At 63.1% G+C, this 21482-nt stretch carries 19 protein-coding genes; 7 read left to right on the top strand and 12 right to left on the bottom strand.

The features are described from left to right. Positions 1-2 precede the first annotated feature (2 nt). Positions 3-461: a transcriptional regulator NrdR gene (nrdR, locus tag G522_RS0105320; RefSeq protein ID WP_026790144.1), complete on the bottom strand. Its 459-nt coding sequence runs from the start codon at positions 459-461 to the stop codon at positions 3-5. A 57-nt stretch (positions 462-518) separates the two neighbouring features. On the opposite strand from nrdR, the gene G522_RS0105315 reads away from it, so the two are divergent. Continuing rightward, positions 519-1073 carry a GNAT family N-acetyltransferase gene (locus G522_RS0105315; RefSeq protein ID WP_026790143.1) on the top strand — a complete coding sequence of 185 codons (555 nt, stop codon included), beginning with the start codon at positions 519-521 and terminating at the stop codon, positions 1071-1073. A gap of 50 nt (positions 1074-1123) precedes the next feature. Here the strand turns inward: G522_RS0105315 and wrbA are convergent, their stop codons facing one another. Further along, the gene (gene wrbA, locus G522_RS0105310; protein ID WP_026790142.1) at positions 1124-1723 is read right to left on the bottom strand and encodes an NAD(P)H:quinone oxidoreductase type IV; all 600 of its coding nucleotides are present in this window, start codon (positions 1721-1723) and stop codon (positions 1124-1126) included. Positions 1724-1941: 218 nt separating this feature from the next. Between wrbA and G522_RS0105305 the strand changes: the two genes are divergently transcribed. Beyond that, complete coding sequence (locus G522_RS0105305) at positions 1942-2970, top strand: LLM class flavin-dependent oxidoreductase (protein ID WP_026790141.1); 1029 nt, start codon at positions 1942-1944, stop codon at positions 2968-2970. Between the two features lie 135 nt (positions 2971-3105). Next, entirely contained in the window at positions 3106-3294 is a 189-nt protein-coding gene (locus tag G522_RS0105300; RefSeq protein WP_026790140.1) for a hypothetical protein, read from the top strand. Positions 3295-3381: 87 nt separating this feature from the next. On the opposite strand, the gene G522_RS0105295 is transcribed toward G522_RS0105300, so the two are convergent. The 9 genes from G522_RS0105295 to G522_RS0105255 form a co-directional block, all read right to left on the bottom strand. Continuing rightward, entirely contained in the window at positions 3382-4560 is a 1179-nt protein-coding gene (locus G522_RS0105295; RefSeq protein ID WP_026790139.1) for an NAD(P)/FAD-dependent oxidoreductase, read from the bottom strand. 222 nt (positions 4561-4782) lie between these two features. Beyond that, complete coding sequence (gene metG / locus G522_RS0105290; RefSeq protein WP_026790138.1) at positions 4783-6327, bottom strand: methionine--tRNA ligase; 1545 nt, start codon at positions 6325-6327, stop codon at positions 4783-4785. A gap of 86 nt (positions 6328-6413) precedes the next feature. Continuing rightward, positions 6414-7466, bottom strand: coding sequence for a DNA polymerase III subunit delta' (locus G522_RS0105285; RefSeq protein ID WP_051228357.1), 1053 nt, complete (start codon positions 7464-7466; stop codon positions 6414-6416). Further along, a complete protein-coding gene (gene tmk / locus G522_RS0105280) occupies positions 7456-8115 on the bottom strand; it encodes a dTMP kinase (RefSeq protein ID WP_026790136.1) in 660 nt (219 codons plus the stop codon). The genes G522_RS0105285 and tmk overlap by 11 nt, the downstream gene beginning before the upstream one ends. Then, the gene (locus tag G522_RS25710) at positions 8096-9313 is read right to left on the bottom strand and encodes a D-alanyl-D-alanine carboxypeptidase family protein (RefSeq protein WP_051228356.1); all 1218 of its coding nucleotides are present in this window, start codon (positions 9311-9313) and stop codon (positions 8096-8098) included. The genes tmk and G522_RS25710 overlap by 20 nt, the downstream gene beginning before the upstream one ends. A gap of 70 nt (positions 9314-9383) precedes the next feature. Beyond that, positions 9384-10826, bottom strand: coding sequence for a septal ring lytic transglycosylase RlpA family protein (locus tag G522_RS28845; protein ID WP_156886835.1), 1443 nt, complete (start codon positions 10824-10826; stop codon positions 9384-9386). A gap of 323 nt (positions 10827-11149) precedes the next feature. Beyond that, the gene (gene parC, locus G522_RS0105265) at positions 11150-13411 is read right to left on the bottom strand and encodes a DNA topoisomerase IV subunit A (RefSeq protein WP_026790135.1); all 2262 of its coding nucleotides are present in this window, start codon (positions 13409-13411) and stop codon (positions 11150-11152) included. Positions 13412-13501: 90 nt separating this feature from the next. Continuing rightward, positions 13502-13978 (bottom strand): Cys-tRNA(Pro) deacylase, encoded by a 477-nt coding sequence (ybaK, locus tag G522_RS0105260; protein WP_026790134.1) that lies wholly within the window; start codon positions 13976-13978, stop codon positions 13502-13504. A gap of 31 nt (positions 13979-14009) precedes the next feature. Next, the gene (locus G522_RS0105255; RefSeq protein ID WP_036838281.1) at positions 14010-14801 is read right to left on the bottom strand and encodes an alpha/beta fold hydrolase; all 792 of its coding nucleotides are present in this window, start codon (positions 14799-14801) and stop codon (positions 14010-14012) included. Positions 14802-14957: 156 nt separating this feature from the next. Between G522_RS0105255 and G522_RS0105250 the strand changes: the two genes are divergently transcribed. Continuing rightward, positions 14958-15464 carry a hypothetical protein gene (locus tag G522_RS0105250; protein ID WP_026790132.1) on the top strand — a complete coding sequence of 169 codons (507 nt, stop codon included), beginning with the start codon at positions 14958-14960 and terminating at the stop codon, positions 15462-15464. 1 nt (position 15465) lies between these two features. After that, complete coding sequence (locus G522_RS25700) at positions 15466-16692, top strand: DUF2325 domain-containing protein (RefSeq protein ID WP_051228354.1); 1227 nt, start codon at positions 15466-15468, stop codon at positions 16690-16692. A gap of 35 nt (positions 16693-16727) precedes the next feature. Here G522_RS25700 and G522_RS0105240 read toward each other — a convergent pair whose 3' ends face one another. Beyond that, a complete protein-coding gene (locus G522_RS0105240) occupies positions 16728-17738 on the bottom strand; it encodes a LacI family DNA-binding transcriptional regulator (protein ID WP_026790131.1) in 1011 nt (336 codons plus the stop codon). A gap of 462 nt (positions 17739-18200) precedes the next feature. Here G522_RS0105240 and adhE point away from each other — a divergent pair, with 462 nt between their 5' ends. After that, entirely contained in the window at positions 18201-20882 is a 2682-nt protein-coding gene (adhE, locus tag G522_RS0105230; RefSeq protein ID WP_026790130.1) for a bifunctional acetaldehyde-CoA/alcohol dehydrogenase, read from the top strand. 204 nt (positions 20883-21086) lie between these two features. Continuing rightward, positions 21087-21482, top strand: a 396-nt coding sequence (locus G522_RS0105225; protein ID WP_026790129.1) for a glyceraldehyde 3-phosphate dehydrogenase NAD-binding domain-containing protein, incomplete at its 3' end; no start/stop codon positions are given.

Here is a 21482-nt window from a genome sequence, read left to right as displayed (position 1 = left end):
CCTCACTCGGTATCGGCGTTGAGTTCGCCGAGCAGGCTCTCGAAATCCTTGGCCTCGCGGAAGTCGCGATAGACGGAGGCGAAGCGCACATAGGCGACGTCGTCCAGCGTCTTCAGCCCTTCCATGACCAGGCGGCCGATCAGGCCCGCCTCGATCTCGCTCTCGCCCATGCTTTCGAGCTGGCGAACGATGCCGTTGACCATCCGCTCGACCCGCTCGCTCTCGACCGGGCGTTTGCGGAGCGCGATCTGTACCGAACGCATCAGCTTGTCACGGTCGAACGGCACCCGCCGTCCAGAGCGCTTGATGACGGTCAGCTCGCGCAGTTGCACGCGTTCGAAGGTGGTGAAACGGCCGCCGCAGGCGATGCAGACACGGCGACGGCGGATGGCGGTGCCATCCTCGGTGGGCCGGCTGTCCTTCACCTGGCTGTCGTCATTGCCGCAATAAGGACACCGCATGAGGCTCACTCTCCGTCGAATCTGATAAAGCGGCACTATATCGATGCGGGGTGGACGATGCCACAGATCCGAAGGACACGGGCGCCGGAGATCGAGACCGACCGGCTCATCTTGAGAGGGCACCGGCGGGACGACTTTCCTGCTCTGGCGGCCATGTGGGCCGATCCGGAGGTGACGCGGTTCATCTCCGGCCGACCGGCCACCGAGCATGAAAGCTGGATGCGCTATCTGCGTTACGCCGGCCACTGGATCGTCATGGGCTACGGCTTCTGGGCGGTGATGCGGAAGGATACCGGTGTCTTCATCGGCGAAATCGGCTTCTCCGACTTCAAACGGCCAATCGACCTGCCGGTAAAAGGGCTTCCCGAAGCCGGCTGGGCTTTCGTGCGGTCGGCCCATCATCAAGGATATGGCAGCGAAGCGCTTGAGGCCTGCCTCGCCTGGGCCGACAAGGTGGCGCGCTTTCCGCTGACGACTTGCATCATCGAGCCGGACAACGCGCCATCGATCCGGCTGGCCGAACGAGCGGGCTATGCCGAGCTGAGCACCATCGTCGGCACAGAAGGAACTCCGGTCGGTCTTTACGAACGCGCCCGTCCCAAAACAAAATAGGCCCCGGAACCGTGAAGGATTCCGAGGCCCAATGACTGTAAGGGCTGCGATCAGCCGAACAGCTTGGCCGCGATCTTGGCAACGTGGGCGCCCTGGTAGCGAGCAGCCTCCAGCTCGATCTCGGACGGCTGGCGCGAGCCGTCGCCATCGGTGATCGTCGAGGCGCCGTAAGGCGAGCCGCCCTTGACGGCTTCGACGCCCATCTGTCCCTGGAAGGCATAGGGAAGGCCGACATAGGCCATGCCATGATGCAGGAAGGTGGGGATCAGGCCGAGGATGGTCGACTCCTGGCCGCCGTGCTGGGTGGCCGACGAGGTGAAGGCCGAGGCGACCTTGCCGACCAGCTTGCCCTGCGCCCAGAGCGCACCGGTCTGGTCAAGGAAATTGCGCATCTGCGAGGCGACAGTACCGTAGCGCGTACCGGCGCCGATGATGATCGCATCGTAGTCGGCAAGTTCGTCCGGCTTGGCGATCGGAGCCGCCTGATCAACCTTGTAATAGGAGGCCTTGGCGAGGTCTTCAGGCACCAGTTCCGGCACGCGCTTCAGGTCGACGGTGGCACCGGTCGACCGGGCGCCCTCGGCAACGGCGTTGGCCATCGTTTCGATGTGACCGTAGGCGGAATAGTAGAGTACAAGAACCTTGGCCATTTCAAATATTCCCCGATCAAGGCCGGCGCAGCCGGCGAAGGCGATGACTTGAACTTATCTGCTCAAGCGGCTACGCAAAGCCACGTAATGCGCGACACATTTTTCACCCAGGGTGAACAATCCGCCTCTATCGCGGTTGGACTTTGGCATTCACATTAGTCGAAACCGGCAGCGACGCTTAGGTCGCGCTTTCGCCTCTCTCACCCCAGGGATCGATCATGGAATTCGGTATCGACAGCTTCGTCTCGACCACCTGGACCCCGGCCAGCAAGGCCGGCGACGCCAAGCGCATGGCGAGGCTACTCGAAGAGATCGAGGCGGCGGAGAAGGCTGGACTCGACGTTTTCGCTATCGGTGAACACCATCGCGAGGAATATCTTGCCTCCTCGCCAGCGGTCATCCTGGCGGCAGCAGCGGCGCGCACCAAAGACATTCGCCTCGCCAGCGCCGTGACGGTGCTCAGCTCGGACGATCCGGTGCGGGTGTTTCAGCAGTTCGCCACGCTGGATCTCATTTCCAACGGTCGGGCGGAAATCATCGTTGGGCGCGGCTCGTTCATCGAGTCCTATCCGCTGTTCGGCTTTGACCTCAGCCATTACGATGAATTGTTCACCGAAAAGCTCGATCTGCTGCTGACCATCCGCGACAACGTCAATGTGAAGTGGTCAGGGAAACATCGCGCCGCACTGACCGGGCAAGGCGTCTATCCACGGCCGGTGCAGAATCCCCTGCCCGTCCGGATCGGTGTCGGCGGGACGCCGGCCTCGTTCGTACGCGCCGGGCTGATGGGGCTGCCGCTGGTGGTCGCTATCATCGGCGGCGAGCCGCATCGGTTCCGGCCGCTGATCGATCTCTACCGCAGGGCGGGCGCCGAAGCCGGCCATCCGCCGGAAAAGCTCAGCGTCGGCGTCCACGCGGTCGGCTTTCTTGCCGACACTGCCGAAGAGGCGGCCGATATTTACTGGCCGGGCTACGAGCGCACTTTCTCGAAAATCGGCCGTGAGCGCGGTTGGGGACCGACGACACGCGCTCAGTATGATGCCCTCCGCGGGCCGACAGGCGCGCTGATGATCGGCGGCCCGAACGAAATCATCGCAAAAGCCCGTCATGTCGACGAGGCGCTGGGCGGCGTCGACCGCCTGACCCTTTTGCTGCAGGGCGCGGAGCTTCCGCATGAGGCGGCGCTACACTCCATTGAATTGCTTGGCAACAAGGTGAAGCCGGCGGTCAATGGCGGCACAGCCTGATCGCACTCTGCGCCAACGATGGCGGACGCGCATCCGCCATCGTTCAGATCTGAAAGATGGTCTGCGAAATCGGACAATATGAATCGTTTTTTTGAGCGCCTATATCGATCTCCGACACAGCGTTCGGAGGCGATCATGCTGGATATCCTGACTTTCTTCATCACTCGCGAAGGCATCCGCCGCCCTATGTCGGCGCATACGGCCGAGGCCGACCAGCGCTTCTACGACACCGCGGCGCCGCTCGCCGGCAAGATGCATGCGGCCAGACAGCGGCTTTCCCGCTGGAGGCACCGTTTGCCCAAACGTGAGACGGCCGGTAGCTGACGACAAGATCGAGTCCGCCCGGCGCGGCCCAATCACCGATCGAAGGGCGGAACGAAGACCGGCGGCGCAAGTCGCCGGTCTTTCGCTTCAGACGATGTTCTTTTCCCGGACTTGCCGTCCATCGCGAACGCGGACAGGTGACAGTTCCGACAGATCGAGGCTGCGATAGCCACCATAGATCACCAGCTCGGAGAGACCGCGGCCGACAGCTGGCGCCTGCTGCAAGCCATGCCCGGAGAAGCCATTGGCCAGCAGAAGATTCGGCAGTTCCGGCATAGCACCGAGCAGCACATTATCGTCGTGGGCACACATGTCGTAGTAGCCTGCCCAAGCGGCACCTGGCTTGATGCGCTCAAAAGCGGGAACCCGCGTGGCGATGGTGGGCCAGATGTGATCCTCGAACAGGTTCCAGTCGACATCGAAATCGTCCTGAACCTCAGGATCGTCCTCGCCCGACGGCGCCCAACCGCAGATGAAGCCGTCGCTGTCGCCGCGCACATAGGTGCCATTGGGATCGATCAGCAACGGACAGCGTTCGATCCGGTCCTCCGACTTGAAAGTGAAAATCATCCGCTTCTTCACCTCGATCGGAATATCGATGCCGGCCGTGGCAGCAAGCCTGCGACCGTCGGCGCCTGAGGCATTGATCACCGTGCCGGCGGAGATCACGTCGCCATCTTCAAGACGCACACCCGTCGCCTTGCCGCGCTCGATCTCGATGGCGGCGGCGCGAGCGGGCCGATAGTCGACGCCGAGCGATCGGGCCTTCTTCCGAAAGCCCTGCATCATGCCGTAGCCATCGAACCACCCCTCGCCGCTGCGACCGAAACAACCGGCCGAGAGATCATCGACGCTGAGCCAGGGGAAGGTTGCCGCCAGATCGTCCGGCTCGAGGAACGCGATGTCGGCACCGAGTTCGACCTGTAGCCTGTGGTTCTCTTCGAGCGTTTCCCGGCCGGCACCGGTGGCCAGAAACAGGTAGCCGTCTTCGTGGAAGCCAATGTCCGGCCGGTCACCATCCACATCGAGGAGATCGCCTATATGCCGAATGAATTCAATTCCATACAGGGAGATCTTAATGTTCACCGCCGTGGAGAACTGCTGACGGATCGAAGCCGCCGACAAGGCCGACGCGCATTTGCGATAGGAGGGGTCTTTCTCCAGCACCAGCACCTTGCCGGAAAAATCGGAATTGGCAGCCAAATGATAAGCAGCCGACGACCCCGTCACGGCGCCGCCGACGATCACGACATCATAGTGAGCCATTTGAGAACCTGGTTGCTTTCGGGGCGCGCAAGCTGCCCTGTGAAGCCATCAGAAATTTCCCTTAGGGCGGTGTCAAGCGGGCGGTAGCCCAACGCACCGGCAGGCGCTGCACAAACATTGCGCCAGTGCCTCAGCACTGGGCTTTGTTTGGCAAAAGGCGGTTTAGTCCCGTGGAATGCCCCAGGCGATGGCGTTCGCCCGGGGCTTCTTCCGCTCATTACGTCAATCGGTCGTCTTTTCCACATAGCGCGGGAAAATGCCGACTGGGGCCGGCAGCGCAACACCGCCGGCAAGCGCGCCGCCCTCGCCCAGGCTGTCGAAGGCGCGTCGATCCGCCGGCACCGCCAAGAGGTCGAGCAGCTTCTCCATCGACGCCGGCATCACCGGCTGGATCAGGATGGCGACGTTCCTGAGCAATTCCGCCGTCACCCACATGATGGTGGCGAAGCGCGCCTCATCGGTCTTGCGAACCGTCCACGGCGCCTCGGCGTCGAAGTAGCGGTTGGCCTCGCCGAGCACCGCCCAGATGGCGTTGAGAGCCTGATGGATCTGCTGTCCCTGGATCGCCTCGCGACAGACCGGAAGCAGACCATAGACGCTCTTGAGGATGGTCTGGTCGGCCTCCGTCAGCGGACCTGGCGTCGGCAACACGCCGCCGAGGTTCTTGGCGATCATCGACAGCGATCGCTGCGCCAGATTGCCGAGATTGTTGGCGAGATCGGCGTTCATACGGCCGACGATAGCCTCATGGCTGTAGCTGCCGTCCTGGCCGAAGGAGACCTCGCGCAGGAAGAAGTAGCGCACCGGATCGAGCCCGTAGGCGTCCACCATGTCCTTCGGCCCGACGACGTTGCCGAGCGACTTCGACATCTTCTCGCCGCGGTTGAACAGAAAGCCGTGGGCGAAGATACGCTTCGGCAGCGGCACGCCGGCGCTCATCAGGAAGGCCGGCCAGTAGACGGTATGGAAGCGGACGATATCCTTGCCGATGATATGCAGAGCCGGCCAGAATTTCTGGAACAGCTCGCTGTCGGTGTTCGGATAGCCGAGTGCCGTAATGTAGTTGGTGAGTGCATCGACCCAGACATACATGACATGCTTGTCGTTGCCCGGCACCGGAATGCCCCAGTCGAAGGTCGTGCGCGAGATCGACAGATCCTTGAGCCCGCCCTTGACGAAGCTCATCACCTCGTTACGGCGCTCGTCCGGGCCGATAAAGTCCGGCTGATCCTCGTAAAGCTTCAGGAGCTTTTCCTGATAGGCGCTCAAGCGGAAGAAATAGCTCTCCTCCTCCACCCATTCGACAGGCGTTCCTTGCGGACCGAGGCGAATGCCATCGTCGGAGACGACGATCTCTTCCTCGCCGTAATAGGCTTCGTCGCGCACCGAATACCAACCGGCATACTTGTTGAGATAGATGTCGCCGTTGGCCTCCATTGCCTTCCAGATGGCCTGGCAGGCAATACGGTGGCGCTCTTCGCTGGTGCGGATGAAGTCGTCGTTGGAGAGGTTCAGGAGAGTGGCCATCTCCTGGAAGCGGGCCGAGTTGCGGTCGGCGAGCTCGCGGGCGGTGATGCCCTCCTTGCGCGCCGTTTGCAGCATCTTGATGCCATGCTCGTCGGTGCCGGTCAGGAAGCGGACATCATAGCCGTCGAGCCGCATGAACCGCGCCATCACGTCGGTCGCCATCGCTTCGTAGGCGTGGCCGATATGAGGAGCCCCATTGGGGTAGCTGATCGCGGTTGTGATGTAGAACGTCGGTTTCATGAGTTCGCTTCAGGGTTTCGATGGTGCCGGACGGAAGGTCGCAAGACGCGTCCAAAAGGAACGCCGGCGGCACATCTTGTGAATAGCTACTTAGCTACGCATCCCGCAAGGCTTTGCATCACCGAAATTACCGCCTGCCGGCGATCGAGGTTGATGCCATCGGTCTCCGCGACGATGCGATTGACCGTCTCCCAGGCCATGGCATAGCCGTTGAGGCGATCGACGCCGCCCCTCAACGTCAGGCGCATGTGTTCGGAAAGCCAGCCTCGCGCCAGATCGGCGCAAAGGTCGAAACTGTCGGCACCCTTGCGGCCGGCGACCGCATCAGCAAAGCGATAGAGGCGCGGCCGGTCGAGACGGGGAAAGCCGTCGGTGAGCGATCGAAACTGGCGATAGACCTCAAGGCCGTCGTTTTCGATGCATTCGATTGCCCGGCGCACCGAGCCTTCAGCCAGCGCCGCCAGCGCCGGCTTGTCACCCTCGGGGACCGAAAGCCCAAGCGACGTCAGTGCCGCATCGAGATCATCCGGGCCGAGAGGATCGAGGGACAGGCGACGGCAGCGTGAGCGGATGGTCGGCAGCAGGCGCCCCGGGGCATGCGAGAGCACAAGGAACAGCGACCGCTTCGGCGGCTCCTCCAGCATCTTCAGCAGCGCATTGGCGGCCGAGACGTTCATGTCGTCGGCGGCGTCAACGATGGCGATACGATAACCGTCGACGCCAGCGGCGTTGCCGAAGAACGTCACCGTCTTGCGGATCTCATCGACGGTCAGCTGCGTCTTGACCTTCTTTGCCTTCTCGTCCCAGGGACGGCGAAGGTGCAACAGATTGGGATGGGCCCCGGTTGCCACCATGGCAGCGACGCGTTCGCTTGCCGGCAGCAAACCGGCGGCAGGTGGTGGGGCCTTCGCCGGGTCGGGATGGCTCAGGACGAAGCGAGCGAAGCGGAAGGCCAGCGTCGCCTTGCCAATGCCCTTGGGGCCGGTCAGGAGAATGGCGTGGTGCAGGCGACCGCCAGCGTAGCCCTCATGCAGCTCAGCGGCGGCGACAGAATGGCCGATCAGCTCCGTCTGCTCGCGCGGCAGTGGCAACCCCTCAAGCCAATCGGCCTCGGTGGCACGATCGTCCTCAATGGCCACGAGCGCCCTCCCCGAGGAGCCCGAAGCGGTCTGCCACCAGCGCCAGAATTTCGGCAGACACCACGTCCTTGTCCCGACTGCCATCGATAACGGCGCAGCGATCCGGGAAGCGATCGGCAAGCGCTAGAAATCCGCGCCGCCGCTCCTCATGCACAGCAATGGCATCGCTTTCGAACCGATCGGCCCCCTCAGAGCGATGACCGACTCGCGCGAGTCCGACCGACACGGGAACATCGATGATGATGGTCAGATCGGGAATCGTGAAACCGATGGCGGCGTCGACAAGCTCGTCGACGACATCGGCAGGCAATCCGCCGGCCGTGCCCTGGTAGACACGGCTGGAGTCGGCGAAACGGTCGCAAATGACGAAGGCACCGCGCGCGAGCGACGGTTCGATCAACTCGGCAACGTGGTCGATACGGGCCGCGGCGAACAGATAGGCTTCTCCCAGCACCCCGAGCGGCTTTGCCCGGCCGGACAGGAGAAGGCCGCGAATGGTCTCCGCCGCCGGTGAGCCACCGGGCTCGCGTGTCAGGACCACGTCGAGGCCACGCTCTTCCAAAGCCGCAGCAAGGCGCTTCGACTGTGTCGACTTGCCGGTGCCCTCTCCGCCCTCGAAGGTGATGAACCTACCCCTGGTGCCGGCCACGCAATGCTCCCAAGTTCACGATATCCTCGATCGATATAGACCCGATCGTCTTGTACCACCAGCCGGCGAACATCTCTGTGAAGCCATCCAGCGCCCGATCTCGGATCTCACCGCGGGCGACATCGGCGGCGGCCGCGAGCGGAACCGACTGATAAAGGCGGTTGTCGACCCGAACTTCCAGACGGGCAATGGGCATGCCGCGCGTGATAGGTGCCGACACCGGACCGTCGTAGACGACGGTGAGGCGAAACTTCGAACGGTCACCGGTCGGCAGCGTCAGATTCACCGGCGCGCCGCCGGCCGAAATCACCGGAACGTCCGGCATATTGCCGCCGAACACCTTGACCCGGCCTATCTCTGCGCCCGACGGATAAATCTCGAACCGACCATATTCCGAGAAGGCGCCATCGATTAGCGCCTTGAGATCCTTGTCGCGATCGGCGAGCGAGGTATAGCCGCTTGCCACGACGGTCACGCGACGGTCGCCGCGATCGGCCGACAACAAGGCGCCGAAACCATCGGCTTCGTCGAAGGCCAGCATCATGCCGTCAACGCCGGCCAACTCCTTCACAAAGCGTGTCTTGTTGGTCTGGTTGATCTTGTTCCAGAGAAATTCCGGCTGGCTATAGAGCGCGTAGCGGTCGGGATAGGTCGTCCTGATGTGGCCGGCCAACACCAGCATATCGGACAGCGTGGTCTTGGCTTGGGGATCGGGGTAGCCGGTCGGACTGGTAAAGTGGCTGTTCTTCAGGCCGACGCGAGCAGCATAGGCGTTCATGCGATCGGTGAAGGCCGCCTCCGAGCCGGTTAACCCTTCGGCCAGCGCAATGGCCGCATCGTTGGCATAGTCGACGACGAGGCCGCGCAGAAGGTCTCCCACCGGCACAAAGGACTTCACGGCCGCGAACATGGTGGTGACGCGGGCCGGCGCGCCACCGGTACGCCAAGCATGTTCGCTGATGGGATAGAGGGTGGCCTCGGTGACCTCACCCGTTTGCAGAGCCTCGAAGACGATGGCAGCGGTGACCAGCTTGGCGAAATTGGCCGGGGCGAACGGCTTGTCTTCGTCCTTGGCAATCAGCAGAGAACCGGTGGTCTCGTCGTGCAGGGCAACACGCGGCGCGACGCTCTCAAGAGCGACCGACGGACCGGGCATCAGGGCAGCGAACAGAAGGAGCGGCAGAAGGAACCCACGCATGACGACGAAACCGGACCTCCCGCTTCCGGCGCCAACGACGCCGGATATCCCTCGTCGCGCGGAACGCCGGTCAGCGCAGGAGACGGGCTCCGTCGATGCCGGCGGCTTCAGCCGCTGCGATCACTTGGTCAGGCGCCGCCGTCAGCGCGGTGAGGCGCATCAGCTTCATGTTGCGTCCGCTGACGGTAATGTCGGTCACAACCGGCGTACCGTAAGCTGACAGCAGTGCGCTTACCTTGGCGACGTTATCCGGATTGCCGAACACACCCAGTTGGACGATCGGCCCAGAGGTCTCGTGAGCGGCAGCCGGCTTCGAGCCAGCCATACCTTCGAGCTTGTCGACAAGTTCCGAAAGACCGGTGCCGGCTTCAACGCCATCCACCGCCTGATAGGCCTGCGATACGCGATCGGCAGCGTAGCCCGACGCATTGGGCGGCAGCGGCGGCAGAGCGACATCGCCGAACATGACGGTCGGCTGATAGGTGTTGGTGCCCGGATCGGAATAGCTCATGCGGGGCTGCGGAATGGGCACCGTCGAAGTGAAGGCAGCCGGCGTGACAGCGGCCGGCATGGCAGCTGCGGGAGCGAGAGCGGCGACTTGCGACTGGGCCACGAAGTCGGCCGGGTCGGCCGATGCGATGGTCACGTAGTCGAAGGTTTCGACCGGACGGGGCAGCGGCACGACGTCGATGGCCGGCGCCGGAGTACCGGCGATCTCGGCCGGCGCGGCCGCGGCCATGACTGCTGGGGTGGGAGCGGGCATTACCACCGGGGCGGCCTTCGATGCGTTCGAATCGCCGAAGACGTTCATCACGGACTTCACGCCCGGCAGGGACTCGACGGCGGCGAGCATGACGTTCGGCTTGTCAGCCTGCTGCTGTTCGAGAGCCGGGCCGCGATAGGAGGCGAGAAGGAAGGCGGTATCGTCGCCCTCGGTCGACGCCGGGCCGACATATTCAACGCGAATCTTGGCGACACCGGCGGTTTTGACGCCAAGCATGTCAGCGGCGCGTTGCGACATGTCGAGAACGCGATTGGAATGGAACGGTCCGCGATCGTTGACACGAACGATCACCGAACGACCGGTGGCAAGGCTGGTCAGCCGCGCATAGGAGGGCAGCGGCATGGTGGGATGAGCGGCGGAAATCGACGCGCTGTCGAACACTTCGCCATTGGCCGTGCGACGGCCGTGAAAATCGGTGCCGTACCAGCTGGCGAGGCCCACGACCTTATAGTCGGGATCGATCCTTGGTACGTAGGTCTTTCCAGCGATCTGGTAGGGTTTGCCGACCATGGCGCGGCCACCACCCTTCGGCACCGGCTCTCCCATGCCCACGACACGCGGGCTCGGGGCGACACCATACCGGGGATCGATTTTTGCCTTGGCGGATTTGAGAGGGGCCTGGTCGGTAGTCCCGCAGCCCGCCACGCCGATCGCCAGAACCAGCGATGTGGACATCACTGTTAGGAGCGTTTTCGTCGTCGAGCGCGTGCCGTTTCGCCCTGCAGTCATTCCGTACGCCTTGCCTTTCGAGCACTCACCATCACTGCCACCCCGGCAGGCCAACAGCCTTCCGGAGCCCTCCAAGACGGAGCGCTGCACTGATGTGCATTGCTCACTTTAGAACGCCATCCCTAAGGTCTTGTTAAAGATGAGATGGCGGCTCGACGATGAATCCCCTGGTCAATCCCTAGCGTCCGATCCCCCATGCAGGAAATCGGCAGCGTGGAAGTTGTACATTCGTTCGGCAGGTCCGTAAAGGCAGCAAAGGCTGTGTCGAGGAGATTTCATACACACCAAATGTAGTATTGAACCGTTATAACCCGACCGACTCGTCAGAGTCCGCGTGGGCCGAAACTGTTCGATTTTGGGAATCCCAACGGCGGCAGCCGTCCTGCGGTCGCCCGGTCACCAATCCAATCGGCAAGATCGGTCATCGACCGCTGGAACACCCGTCCTGACGTATCGGTCCAGATGAGCCCACTATCGGCGGCAAACACCCTCACGTCGGAAACGCCGCCATCCTTGAACCTTTGAAGACGTACGCCCTTGCCGCGGCCCATCTCAGCCACCTGAGCGAGGGGGAAGATCAGGAACTTGCGGTTCTCGCCGATGATGGCGACATGATCGCCTTCCGCCGGAACCATCAGCTTCGCCTTCTGACCGGGTGAAACGTTCAGAAGCTGCTTGCCCTTGCGCGTGGTGGCGATGAGCTCCGCCTCCGGCGTGACAAAACCGTAGCCGTCGGACGAAACCACCAGGAGCTTGCGATCGGGCTTATGCACGAAGACGTCGACCACATCGGCGCCATCCTCCATGTCGACCATCAGCCGGATCGGTTCGCCGGCCGAGCGCCCGCCAGGCAGCTTATCGGCTCCGAGGGTGAACACCTTGCCGTTGTCGGCAAAGACGATCAGCTTGTCGGTGGTTTCCGCCTTGAAGAACAGCTTGAGGCTGTCGCCGGCCTTGAACTGCAGCCCCGAAACGTCGGAGATGTGGCCCTTCAGCGTGCGAATCCAGCCCTTCTCGGAGACGACGACAGTGATCGGCTCGCGCTCGATCAGCGCCTCCATCACATCGTCCACCGCGTGAGCGGGCCCGTCGCCAAAAGTGGTGCGGCGCTTGCCGATCTTGCTGTCGGGGCCGAATTCCTTCTTCACCTCACCGATCTGCCAGCGCACCGTCTTCCACTGCTTCTTCTCGGATCCGAGCAGGTCCTCGATCTCGGCCTTTTCCTTGGAAAGCTCGGCGTGTTCCTTGCGGATCTCCATTTCCTCGAGCTTGCGCAAGTTCCGAAGGCGCATGTTCAGCACGGCGTCGGCCTGCGTTTCGGTGAGGCCGAACGCACGAATCAATTCCGCCTTGGGCTCATCCTCCTCGCGGATGATGCGGATCACCTCATCAAGATTGAGGTAGGCGATGATGAAGCCTTCGAGCAGCTCCAGGCGGGCGTTGATCTGGTCGAGCCGATGCTGCGACCGGCGGATCAGCACCTCGCGACGATGAGCGAGCCACTCGATCAGCACCTGCCGCACGCCGAGCACGTTGGGCACCTGGCCGCGCGACAGCACATTCATGTTCATCGGGAAGCGGCTCTCGAGTTCCGACATACGGAACAGCGCTTCCATCATCATCTTGTCGTCGACGTTGCGCGACTTGGGAACGATGACGACGCGGACGTCAGTGGTCGACTCATCGCGCACGTCTTCGATCAACGGCACCTTACGGTCAGTGATCAGCTCGGCGATCTTCTCGATCAGCTTGGCCTTCTGCACCTGATAGGGGATTTCGGTGACCACCACCTGCCACGTGCCGCGATCGAGATCCTCGCGGTGCCAGCGAGCACGCACGCGGAAGCCACCTCGCCCCGTGGTGTAGGATTCGAGAATGCTCTCCCTGCTCTCGACGATAATGCCGCCGGTGGGGAAATCCGGCCCGCGGATCGGACCCGCGTCGCGATCGACAAGGCCTTCCACCGGCGTGTCTGGCGCGTCGATCAGCTTGATGGCCGCGTCGCAGATCTCGGCAACATTATGGGTCGGAATATTGGTCGCCATGCCGACGGCGATGCCGGCCGAGCCGTTGGCGAGGAGGTTCGGGAAGGCGCCGGGCAGAACCACCGGCTCCTTATCCGCCTGGTCGTAGGTCTCGCGGAAGTCGACCGCATCCTCATCGAGCCCGTCGAGCAGCAGGCGGGCGACCTCGGTCATGCGCGCTTCGGTGTAACGCTGAGCGGCAGCGCTATCACCGTCGATGTTGCCGAAGTTGCCCTGCCCGTCGACCAGCGGATAGCGCTGGGAGAAATCCTGGGCGAGACGCACCATGGCCTCGTAAACCGCGCCATCGCCATGCGGATGGTATTTGCCGATGACGTCGCCGACCACACGGGCGCATTTCTTGAAGGCGTTGCCGGGATCGAGGCGCAGAAGACGCATGGCGTAGAGAATGCGTCGGTGCACCGGCTTCAGGCCGTCACGCACATCGGGCAGCGCCCGATGCATGATGGTCGACAGTGCGTAGGCGAGATAACGCTCCTCGAGCGCCTCTCGCAGATTGATCGGCTCGATGCCGTCGGAGGGAATCAGTTCCTTGCCCATGGCACGATGGGTAGAATCACCCCCGCCCAAGTGCAACAGAATGGCAAGCGGTTATCCGCCGTTGTGCACGTTTTGTCCACGTATCAGTGATCAATCGGCCACTAGCGGCGCCGCCTTGGCGTCGAGTGCCTTCACTGCGTCGGCTGGCTTGAGCTGCACCTGCAGACCGCGCTGGCCACCGTTCATGTAGACGGTCGCGTGGACAAGTGCCGCTTGTTCAAAGGCGGTGGGGACGCGCTTTTTCTGGCCGAAGGGCGAAATGCCACCCACGTGGTAGCCAGTGACACGTTCGGCTTCGGCCGGTTTCATCATATTGGCCGATTTGCCGCCGAAGGCCGCCGCCAGCTTCTTCATGCTGACCTCGTGGTCGGACGGCACGACGACGCAGACCGGCTTGCCGTCCACCTCGGCCATCAGCGTCTTGAGAACACGGAACGGCTCGGCGCCGATCGCCTCCGCCGCCTGCATGCCGATACGGTCGGCGTCGGGATCATAGTCGTAGGTCACCGTCTCATAGGCGACGCGCGCCTTGTCGAGAAACTGGGTGGCGCGGGTGGTGCGGGACATCGGAAAAGCCTTGTCTTCATCAAGGGCGCGGTCAGGCGGGAAGGCCGGCCAGAAAAGCGGGAAGCCGACGATTGACGGCAATCGCCGCTTCGACATGCGGCAGGTGGCCGGTGTCGGGAATAACGAAGCGCTCGCCACCGACAGCGGCAAGACGTTCCTCATCGAGCGGGTTGACGGCATCGCCCTCGCCCCAGACGACAAGACGCGGCAGACCGGCCTCAGCGACCGCGCGGAAAGCGGCATCCGCCTCGGCGGAGATCGCCGTCATCTCCGAGGCAATGTGCGAGAGGGCAGCCCGCCGGCCCGGCTTTTCCAGCTCATCGAGCATGTAAAGCGCCAGACGCCGGTTGGCGAGGCTCTTCCTGACGAACAGGCGCTGGAGCAAATGCTCGGTAGCCTCGACGTCGGTCAGCGTGGGCAGCGTTTCGACGAAAACGCGCGGCACCGGCCGGCCCAGGCCCGAGGCAGCCAGTGCCGTCAGCGATCGGACGCGATCGGGATAGCGGGCCGCAAATACGCCTGAAACCGCACCGCCGAGCGAGTGGCCGACCATGTCGACGCGCTCGACGCCCGCCGTGTCGAGCGCCCTCAGGATGGCATCGGCAAAGGCGGCGGCCGACGGTGTTGCTCCTTCCGGCCACGGCGAAGCGCCGTGCCCCGGCAGATCGAGCGACCAGACGTCGGCGACCGCCGAGAGTGCCGGCTGGTTTGCCGTGAAGGTGCGGCGATCGGCGCCAAAACCGTGAACGAGCAGCAGCGGCGCCCCGTTCCCCCCTGAATGATGGAGACGGACCTCGAAAGCGGCGGAAGACAGAGTGGACAATCGCAACTCCGGACGGATGCGCAGATGGCGGCAGATTGGCGGTTCGTTCCTTCAAGGGCAAGGACAAACCGAAGCGGTCTAGTCACTTTCACTTATACTTGACTCATATACTCAAGTTATGTTCCCTGCCGGTAAACCCATCACCGGAAGCCGACCATGAATGCGCCTCATCTTCCGCCCGAAAGCTGGCTCGCCCAGGACGTTGAGGACCTTCTGGTTCTCATCTGTTTTATCGGTGACGAGAAACGCCAGAAAACCAAGCGTGAAGGAGCATTCTCCGACCGATCGGACGCCCTCGCCTGCCGCCGCCTGACCGAGCGCTGCGCTTTGGTGCCTCGCCCGCGTACACCCGGCGGCTATGCGGCAAGCCTCATCGGCATGTCGAGGCTCTACCGGTTCCTGCATGCTCCGATGGGGATCGCGCCCGGAATGCCGGTGGACCGTGAAGTGGTGGTGCGGCGCGCCGTGCTGGAGGCACTCAACCCTCCCGACCGCCACGAAGTGGAAGCACGCATGTGCGCCGAACTAGTGGAGATTCGCGCCGGCATCTTCCGGTGCGCCCATGCCGGCCTGTGCGCCGGGCGGGGCTGCCCGTTCGAGCTGGAAGTCTCGGCCGAAGCCGTCGACCGAGCGCTCTGCGCGTTGCTGCCTGAGGGGAACTGACATGCTCGGCAAGCCCGTGTTCTCATTGCCGGGGCCGGTCGAGCCGGCCACGTCGCTATCCTCTTTCTCTCCGGAAAGGCCGCTCCGACCGGTTCGCCGGGAGCGCCTGAAAATCTGGGAGCTTGCCAAGAGTTGTCATTGCGTAACCCTCGGCACCTGCCTGACTCTGACCGAGCTGCGCAAGACGGCGAAGCGGCTGGGGCTTTTCAACGGCATCGAGCAGATGACGGACTATGAGCTGCACGGCGCTTTCGTGCACGTCCTATCGACCCGCAATCGTGCCTCCAGCGCCGTTCAGAAGCTGCTCGATATCAATCACGCCGGCGCGGTGCGCAAGGCGTCGCGCTGCAGTTCGGAGGAGGAACTCTCGGCCTTTTGGGACCGCGAGGTGGCCGAGGGCCAGATCGCCGGCGCTTTCTGGGCGGTGATGAGCCATGTGCATCTCGGCGGCGCATTGGAAGTGCGCGTTTTCGGCGAGGTGCACATGATGTCGCATCTTTGTGGCGCTTCGCATCGCGGCGATGCCCGCGCCCGCTCCCAGGCCGAACAGCAGTGTGCCGCGCTCGCTCGCCGGCTGGAGCAAACCAACGCCGGCCATCTTGACGCGCTGGCGACCCGCGACCGCGAGATCGAGCGGCTGAGGCAGTTGGTAACCGGCATTGAACCTTTTGTGCGGGAGGCGGCGACGCTGCGCTCCCGAGTTGCCGAACTGGAAAATGGTGAAGAAGCGACCCGCCTCGCCAACAAGGCCGACGACCTCGCCCGCCGACTCGATCTTGCTCTGCGCCGCAACGATCGGCTCATCACCGAAATCGACACCATGACCGGCCGGCTCGCCGTCGCCGAGGCGAGAATCGCCGATCTTTCCAGCCAAATAGCCGCGGCCTCGCCCTGCCCTGCCGGGGCCTGCGCCGCGGATTGCCCGTTCAATCTTGAAGGGCGTTGCATCGCCTATATCGGCGGGCGACCGCGCACCGTGTCGCGCATGCGCGACCTGGTCGAACGCTGCCGCGGTTCGCTGATCCATCATGATGGCGGCGCCGAGCAGTCCGCCGAGACGCTGGATGGCGTGCTCGTTCGTGCCGACGTCGTGATGTTCCCGGTCGATTGCGTCAGTCATACCGCCGTCGAGAAGCTGAAGACGATCTGCGGCCGCATGAACAAGACTTATCTGCCGCTCTCCTCGGCAAGCTACTCGTCATTCGCCAGCGAGTTGGCCAGAGTGTAGGCGAAAGGCCGACTTACGCCCCTGCCGATGTCATCTTATTCCACCGGCTCATCGACGAGGCCGGTCACCGGTGCCGTGGAGCCACGGACGATCAACCTGCCGGACAGCATGACCTTGCGGGCCGGCGCCTTGGGTGCCTTCAGGCGATCGAACAGCAACGTCATGGCCATGCGACCGATGTCGCCGACCGGCTGCTCGATGACGGTGAGGCCCGGACCGACCAGTTCCGACCACGTCTCGTTGTCGAAGCCGGCAATCGCCACGTCGTCAGGCGTCCTGAGGTCCAGCCGCCGCATTGCCTTGACCACACCCAGCAACATGGCGTTGCTCGATGCGATGACGCCATCCGGCCGGTCCGCCCGGGAAAACACCTTGGTGATCTCGCGCTCTGCCGCTTCCGCATTGGGAGCCACGAAAAAGGCCTCCGACGACAGGCCAAGCGACGCGGTGGCCGAGAGATAACCGAGGTGGCGGTCGACTGCCGTCGACGAGGTATTGCCGAACAGGCCGACGATGTGGCTGCGGCCTATGGTTTGAAGATGGCGAACCAAAGTTACCGTCGCCTGATGATTGTCCAGCACGACGCTGTCGTGGCGGCCGACCGGCCCGCCACGATCGACCAGCACCACCGGAAACGGCAGATCGTCATCGGCCAGTCGTTCGAGACTGCCGCGAGTCGGAGCCCAGATAAGGCCGGTGACGCGCTCTTCTTCCATCAGCCGCAGGTACATCGCCTCGCGCTCGGCGCTCTCGTCGGTGTTGCAGAGAATGACCCGCATGCCCGAACGATAGGCCTCGTCCTCCACCACACGGCTCAACGCCGTGAAGAACGGGCTGCGAATGTCGGCCACCATCAGGCCGATGGTTTGGGAGTGTTGAGAGCGCAGCCGACGGGCCGAAAGGTTAGGCCGATAGCCGGTCGCCGCGATAGCTTTTTCCACCCGCTCGCGCAGCTCCGGGCTGACCGGACCATTGCCGAACACGCGAGAAACAGTGGCCACCGATACACCGGCTCTTTGGGCCACATCCTTGATACCAATCGCCATTTTTTGAAGGTCCCACGACCTCACCAAGGCTTCTCGATAGCGTCCTCCCCCGCCTCTGAAACCACTGAAAAGGATTACACGAAGCTTGCTCAGCGGCACCAATTTGAAATCAGTAGTTTTTCTGATAAGATTCGCGAATGGTTTAGGAACCCTCAGGAAGACAGCGGCAAAATACAGCGGATCTTGTGGATTTCACCTTTTCTATCAACGCCCTTTAGAAGAATTTTGGTCAGTCTGTAGTACCACTACGCACTGCAAACTTAATCGGTTCAATGCTTGACCATTGGACTGAAAACGATCCCATATGCAGCAGGACACAACAGAGTGGACCGTCGAAAGGTCCTCCACCAACCGCCTCGCCCTCTGGGTCAGAAAGCCCGACCGACGAAGCCAAAAGCGGCCAACGCCGGCGGAACGAACAGAACACCTTCGGGACGAATGCTTGGAAGACAGGAGAAGAACATGCCAATCAACAGCCCGGCAGATCTCGACGCACTGGTTTCCCGCGTCAAGCGCGCCCAGCAAATCTATGCGACGTTCTCCCAGGAGCAGGTCGATCTGATCTTCCGTCAGGCAGCCTTCGCCGCCGCCTCGGCCCGTATCCCGCTCGCCATGCAGGCCGCCGAAGAAACCGGCATGGGTGTGGTGGAAGACAAGGTCATCAAGAACCACTTCGCCTCCGAGTACATCTACAACAAGTACAAAGACGAGCCGACCTGCGGCGTGCTCGAGGAAGACGAGCTCGGCGGCACCATCACCATTGCTGAGCCGATCGGCCTGATCTGCGGCATCGTGCCGACCACCAATCCGACCTCGACTGCCATCTTCAAGGCGCTGATCTCGCTCAAGACCCGCAACGGTATCGTCTTCTCCCCCCATCCGCGCGCCAAGAAGTCGACCTGCGCCGCCGCCAAGCTGGTGCTTGATGCCGCGGTCGCCGCCGGCGCCCCGGCCGACATCATCGGCTGGATCGATACCCCGTCGGTCGAGCTCAGCAACGCCCTGATGCGTCACCCCGACGTCAACCTGATCCTGGCCACCGGTGGCCCGGCGATGGTGAAGGCGGCCTACTCCTCCGGCAAGCCCGCCATCGGCGTCGGCGCCGGCAACGCGCCGGTCGTCATCGACGAATACGGTGACATCAAGCGCGCCGTTGCCTCGATCCTGATGTCCAAGACCTTCGACAACGGCATGATCTGCGCCTCCGAGCAGGCCGTGATCGCCGTCGACAGCGTCTATGACGCGGTTCGCGAGCGCTTCCAGAGCCACGGCGGCTACATCCTCTCCGGCAACGAGCTGGGCGCGGTGCGCAACGTGGTGTTCCCCGGCGGTCACCTGTCTCCGGACGTCGTCGGCCAGTCAGCCGTCAAGATCGCCGCATCTGCAGGCATCGCCGTTCCCGCCGACACCAAGATCCTGATCGGTGAAGTCGAAAGCGTCGAGGAGAGCGAGCCCTTCGCTCACGAGAAGCTGTCGCCGACGCTGGCTCTCTATCGTCGTCCGGACTTCGAGGCTGCCGTCGACGCCGCCGCAGCGCTGGTCGCCCTGGGCGGTATCGGTCACACCTCAGTGCTCTATACCGACCAGGACAACCACAAGGAGCGCATCTCTCGGTTCGGCGACAGGATGAAGACGGCCCGTATCCTGATCAACTCGCCGGCGGCCCTCGGCGGCATCGGTGACCTCTACAACTTCAATCTGGCGCCGTCTCTGACGCTCGGCTGCGGTAGCTGGGGTGGCAACTCGATCTCCGACAACGTCGGTCCGAAGCACCTCATCAACCGCAAGACCGTCGCGAAGCGAGCCGAAAACATGCTCTGGCACAAGCTCCCCAAGTCCATCTACTTCCGCCGCGGCGCCGTTGCCGAAGCGTTCAAGGATCTAGAGGGCAAGAAGCGCGCGCTGGTGGTCACCGACCGCTTCCTGTTCCTGAACGGCTATGCCGACGGCGTCATCGAGCTTCTGAAAAAGCACGGCATGGACGTCGAGACCTATCACGACGTCGAGGCCGATCCGACGCTGTCGGCCGTCCGCAAGGGCACCGAGCGCGCGATGTCCTTCAAGCCGGACGTGATCGTCGCCTTTGGCGGTGGCTCTGCCATGGATGCTGCCAAGATCATGTGGGTGATGTACGAGCATCCGGAAGTCCACTTCGAGGACCTGGCGCTGCGCTTCATGGATATCCGCAAGCGCATCTACAAGTTCCCCAAGCTGGGCATCAAGGCCGAGCTGGTCGCCATCCCGACCACCTCCGGCACTGGTTCGGAAGTGACGCCGTTCGCCGTCGTCACCGACGACTCCACCGGCATGAAGTACCCGCTCGCCGACTACGAGCTGACGCCGAACATGGCGATCATCGACGCCAACTTCGTCATGCACATGCCGAAGTCGCTGACCGCCTTCGGTGGTATCGACGCCGTCACCCATGCGCTCGAAGCCTACGCCTCGGTGCTGGCCAACGAGTACTCCGACGGACAGGCCCTGCAGGCCCTGAAGCTGCTGAAAGAGTATCTGCCGGCCTCCTACAAGGAAGGCGCCAACGATCCGATCGCTCGCGAAAAGGTGCATAACGGCGCCACCATCGCCGGCATCGCCTTCGCCAACGCCTTCCTGGGTGTCTGCCACTCCATGGCCCACAAGCTCGGCGCGGCTTTCCACCTGCCGCACGGCCTGTCGAACGCGCTGCTGATCAGCAACGTGATCCGCTACAACGCCAACAACAACCCGACCAAGCAGACGGCCTTCTCGCAGTATGACCGTCCGAAGGCTCGGGCCCGTTACGGCGAGATCGCCCAGCACCTCGATCTCGGTGGCGAGCGCACTCAACAGCGCGTCGACAACCTGATCGCCTGGGTCGATGGTCTGAAGAAGCAGCTCGACATTCCCGCCTCCATCCAGGCAGCGGGTGTGCCGGAAGCGGAATTCCTGGCCAAGGTCGACAAGATCGCCGTCGAGGCCTTCGATGACCAGTGCACCGGCGCCAACCCGCGCTTCCCGCTGATCTCGGAGCTGAAGCAAATCCTGGTCGACAGCTACTACGGCCGGGCCTACGTCGAGCCCACCGACCGCGTCGAAGCGGCTGAGACGGTTCAGCCCGTCGAAGCGGCCAAGCCCGCCAAGGGCGGACGCAAGGCGGCCGAGTAAGAGTGACACTTAAGAAACGGAGGCGGGGCAACTCGCCTCCGTTTTACTTTGGGATGCCTTCAAACCTTCTGAAGTGACATCCGCGAACCATCGGCGTAGACCGACTTCATCCGATTTCGGAAGCGCTTATCGGGAAGGCCGCAAAGTTCTCCGCAAGGAACGATCGGCATCTCGAAAGATAAATAACCTGATTGGGAGATGAACATGGCAGTCAAGGTCGCCATCAACGGCTTTGGTCGTATCGGTCGTAACGTTCTGCGCGCGATCGTCGAGTCCGGTCGCAAGGACATCGAGGTTGTCGGCATCAACGACCTCGGCCCGGTCGAGACCAATGCCCACCTGATCCGCTTCGACAGCGTACACGGCCGCTTCCCGCATGAAGTGACTACCGGCGCCGACTGGATCGACGTCGGCACCGGCAAGATCAAGGTCACCGCCATCAAGGACCCGACCACGCTGCCGTGGAAGGACCTGGGCGTCGACGTCGCTCTCGAGTGCACCGGCATCTTCACCGCCAAGGACAAGGCGTCGATGCACCTGACGGCCGGCGCCAAGCGCGTGCTGGTCTCGGCCCCCGCTGACGGCGCCGACCTCACCGTC

The sequence above is a fragment of the Pleomorphomonas oryzae DSM 16300 genome, from assembly GCF_000422965.1.
Classification (GTDB): Bacteria; Pseudomonadota; Alphaproteobacteria; order Rhizobiales; family Pleomorphomonadaceae; genus Pleomorphomonas; species Pleomorphomonas oryzae.
Note: the sequence above shows the minus strand (reverse complement) of the source record. Positions and strands in the feature narration are given on the sequence as shown.

What these genes read in the sequence shown, in the direction of transcription:
- nrdR (WP_026790144.1), bottom strand. Translation starts at nt 461, where the DNA reads ATGCGGTGTCCTTATTGCGGCAATGACGACAGCCAGGTGAAGGACAGC.
- G522_RS0105315 (WP_026790143.1), top strand. Translation starts at nt 519, where the DNA reads ATGCCACAGATCCGAAGGACACGGGCGCCGGAGATCGAGACCGACCGG.
- wrbA (WP_026790142.1), bottom strand. Translation starts at nt 1,723, where the DNA reads ATGGCCAAGGTTCTTGTACTCTACTATTCCGCCTACGGTCACATCGAA.
- G522_RS0105305 (WP_026790141.1), top strand. Translation starts at nt 1,942, where the DNA reads ATGGAATTCGGTATCGACAGCTTCGTCTCGACCACCTGGACCCCGGCC.
- G522_RS0105300 (WP_026790140.1), top strand. Translation starts at nt 3,106, where the DNA reads ATGCTGGATATCCTGACTTTCTTCATCACTCGCGAAGGCATCCGCCGC.
- G522_RS0105295 (WP_026790139.1), bottom strand. Translation starts at nt 4,560, where the DNA reads ATGGCTCACTATGATGTCGTGATCGTCGGCGGCGCCGTGACGGGGTCG.
- metG (WP_026790138.1), bottom strand. Translation starts at nt 6,327, where the DNA reads ATGAAACCGACGTTCTACATCACAACCGCGATCAGCTACCCCAATGGG.
- G522_RS25710 (WP_051228356.1), bottom strand. Translation starts at nt 9,313, where the DNA reads ATGCGTGGGTTCCTTCTGCCGCTCCTTCTGTTCGCTGCCCTGATGCCC.
- G522_RS28845 (WP_156886835.1), bottom strand. Translation starts at nt 10,826, where the DNA reads ATGACTGCAGGGCGAAACGGCACGCGCTCGACGACGAAAACGCTCCTA.
- parC (WP_026790135.1), bottom strand. Translation starts at nt 13,411, where the DNA reads ATGGGCAAGGAACTGATTCCCTCCGACGGCATCGAGCCGATCAATCTG.
- ybaK (WP_026790134.1), bottom strand. Translation starts at nt 13,978, where the DNA reads ATGTCCCGCACCACCCGCGCCACCCAGTTTCTCGACAAGGCGCGCGTC.
- G522_RS0105250 (WP_026790132.1), top strand. Translation starts at nt 14,958, where the DNA reads ATGAATGCGCCTCATCTTCCGCCCGAAAGCTGGCTCGCCCAGGACGTT.
- G522_RS25700 (WP_051228354.1), top strand. Translation starts at nt 15,466, where the DNA reads ATGCTCGGCAAGCCCGTGTTCTCATTGCCGGGGCCGGTCGAGCCGGCC.
- G522_RS0105240 (WP_026790131.1), bottom strand. Translation starts at nt 17,738, where the DNA reads ATGGCGATTGGTATCAAGGATGTGGCCCAAAGAGCCGGTGTATCGGTG.
- adhE (WP_026790130.1), top strand. Translation starts at nt 18,201, where the DNA reads ATGCCAATCAACAGCCCGGCAGATCTCGACGCACTGGTTTCCCGCGTC.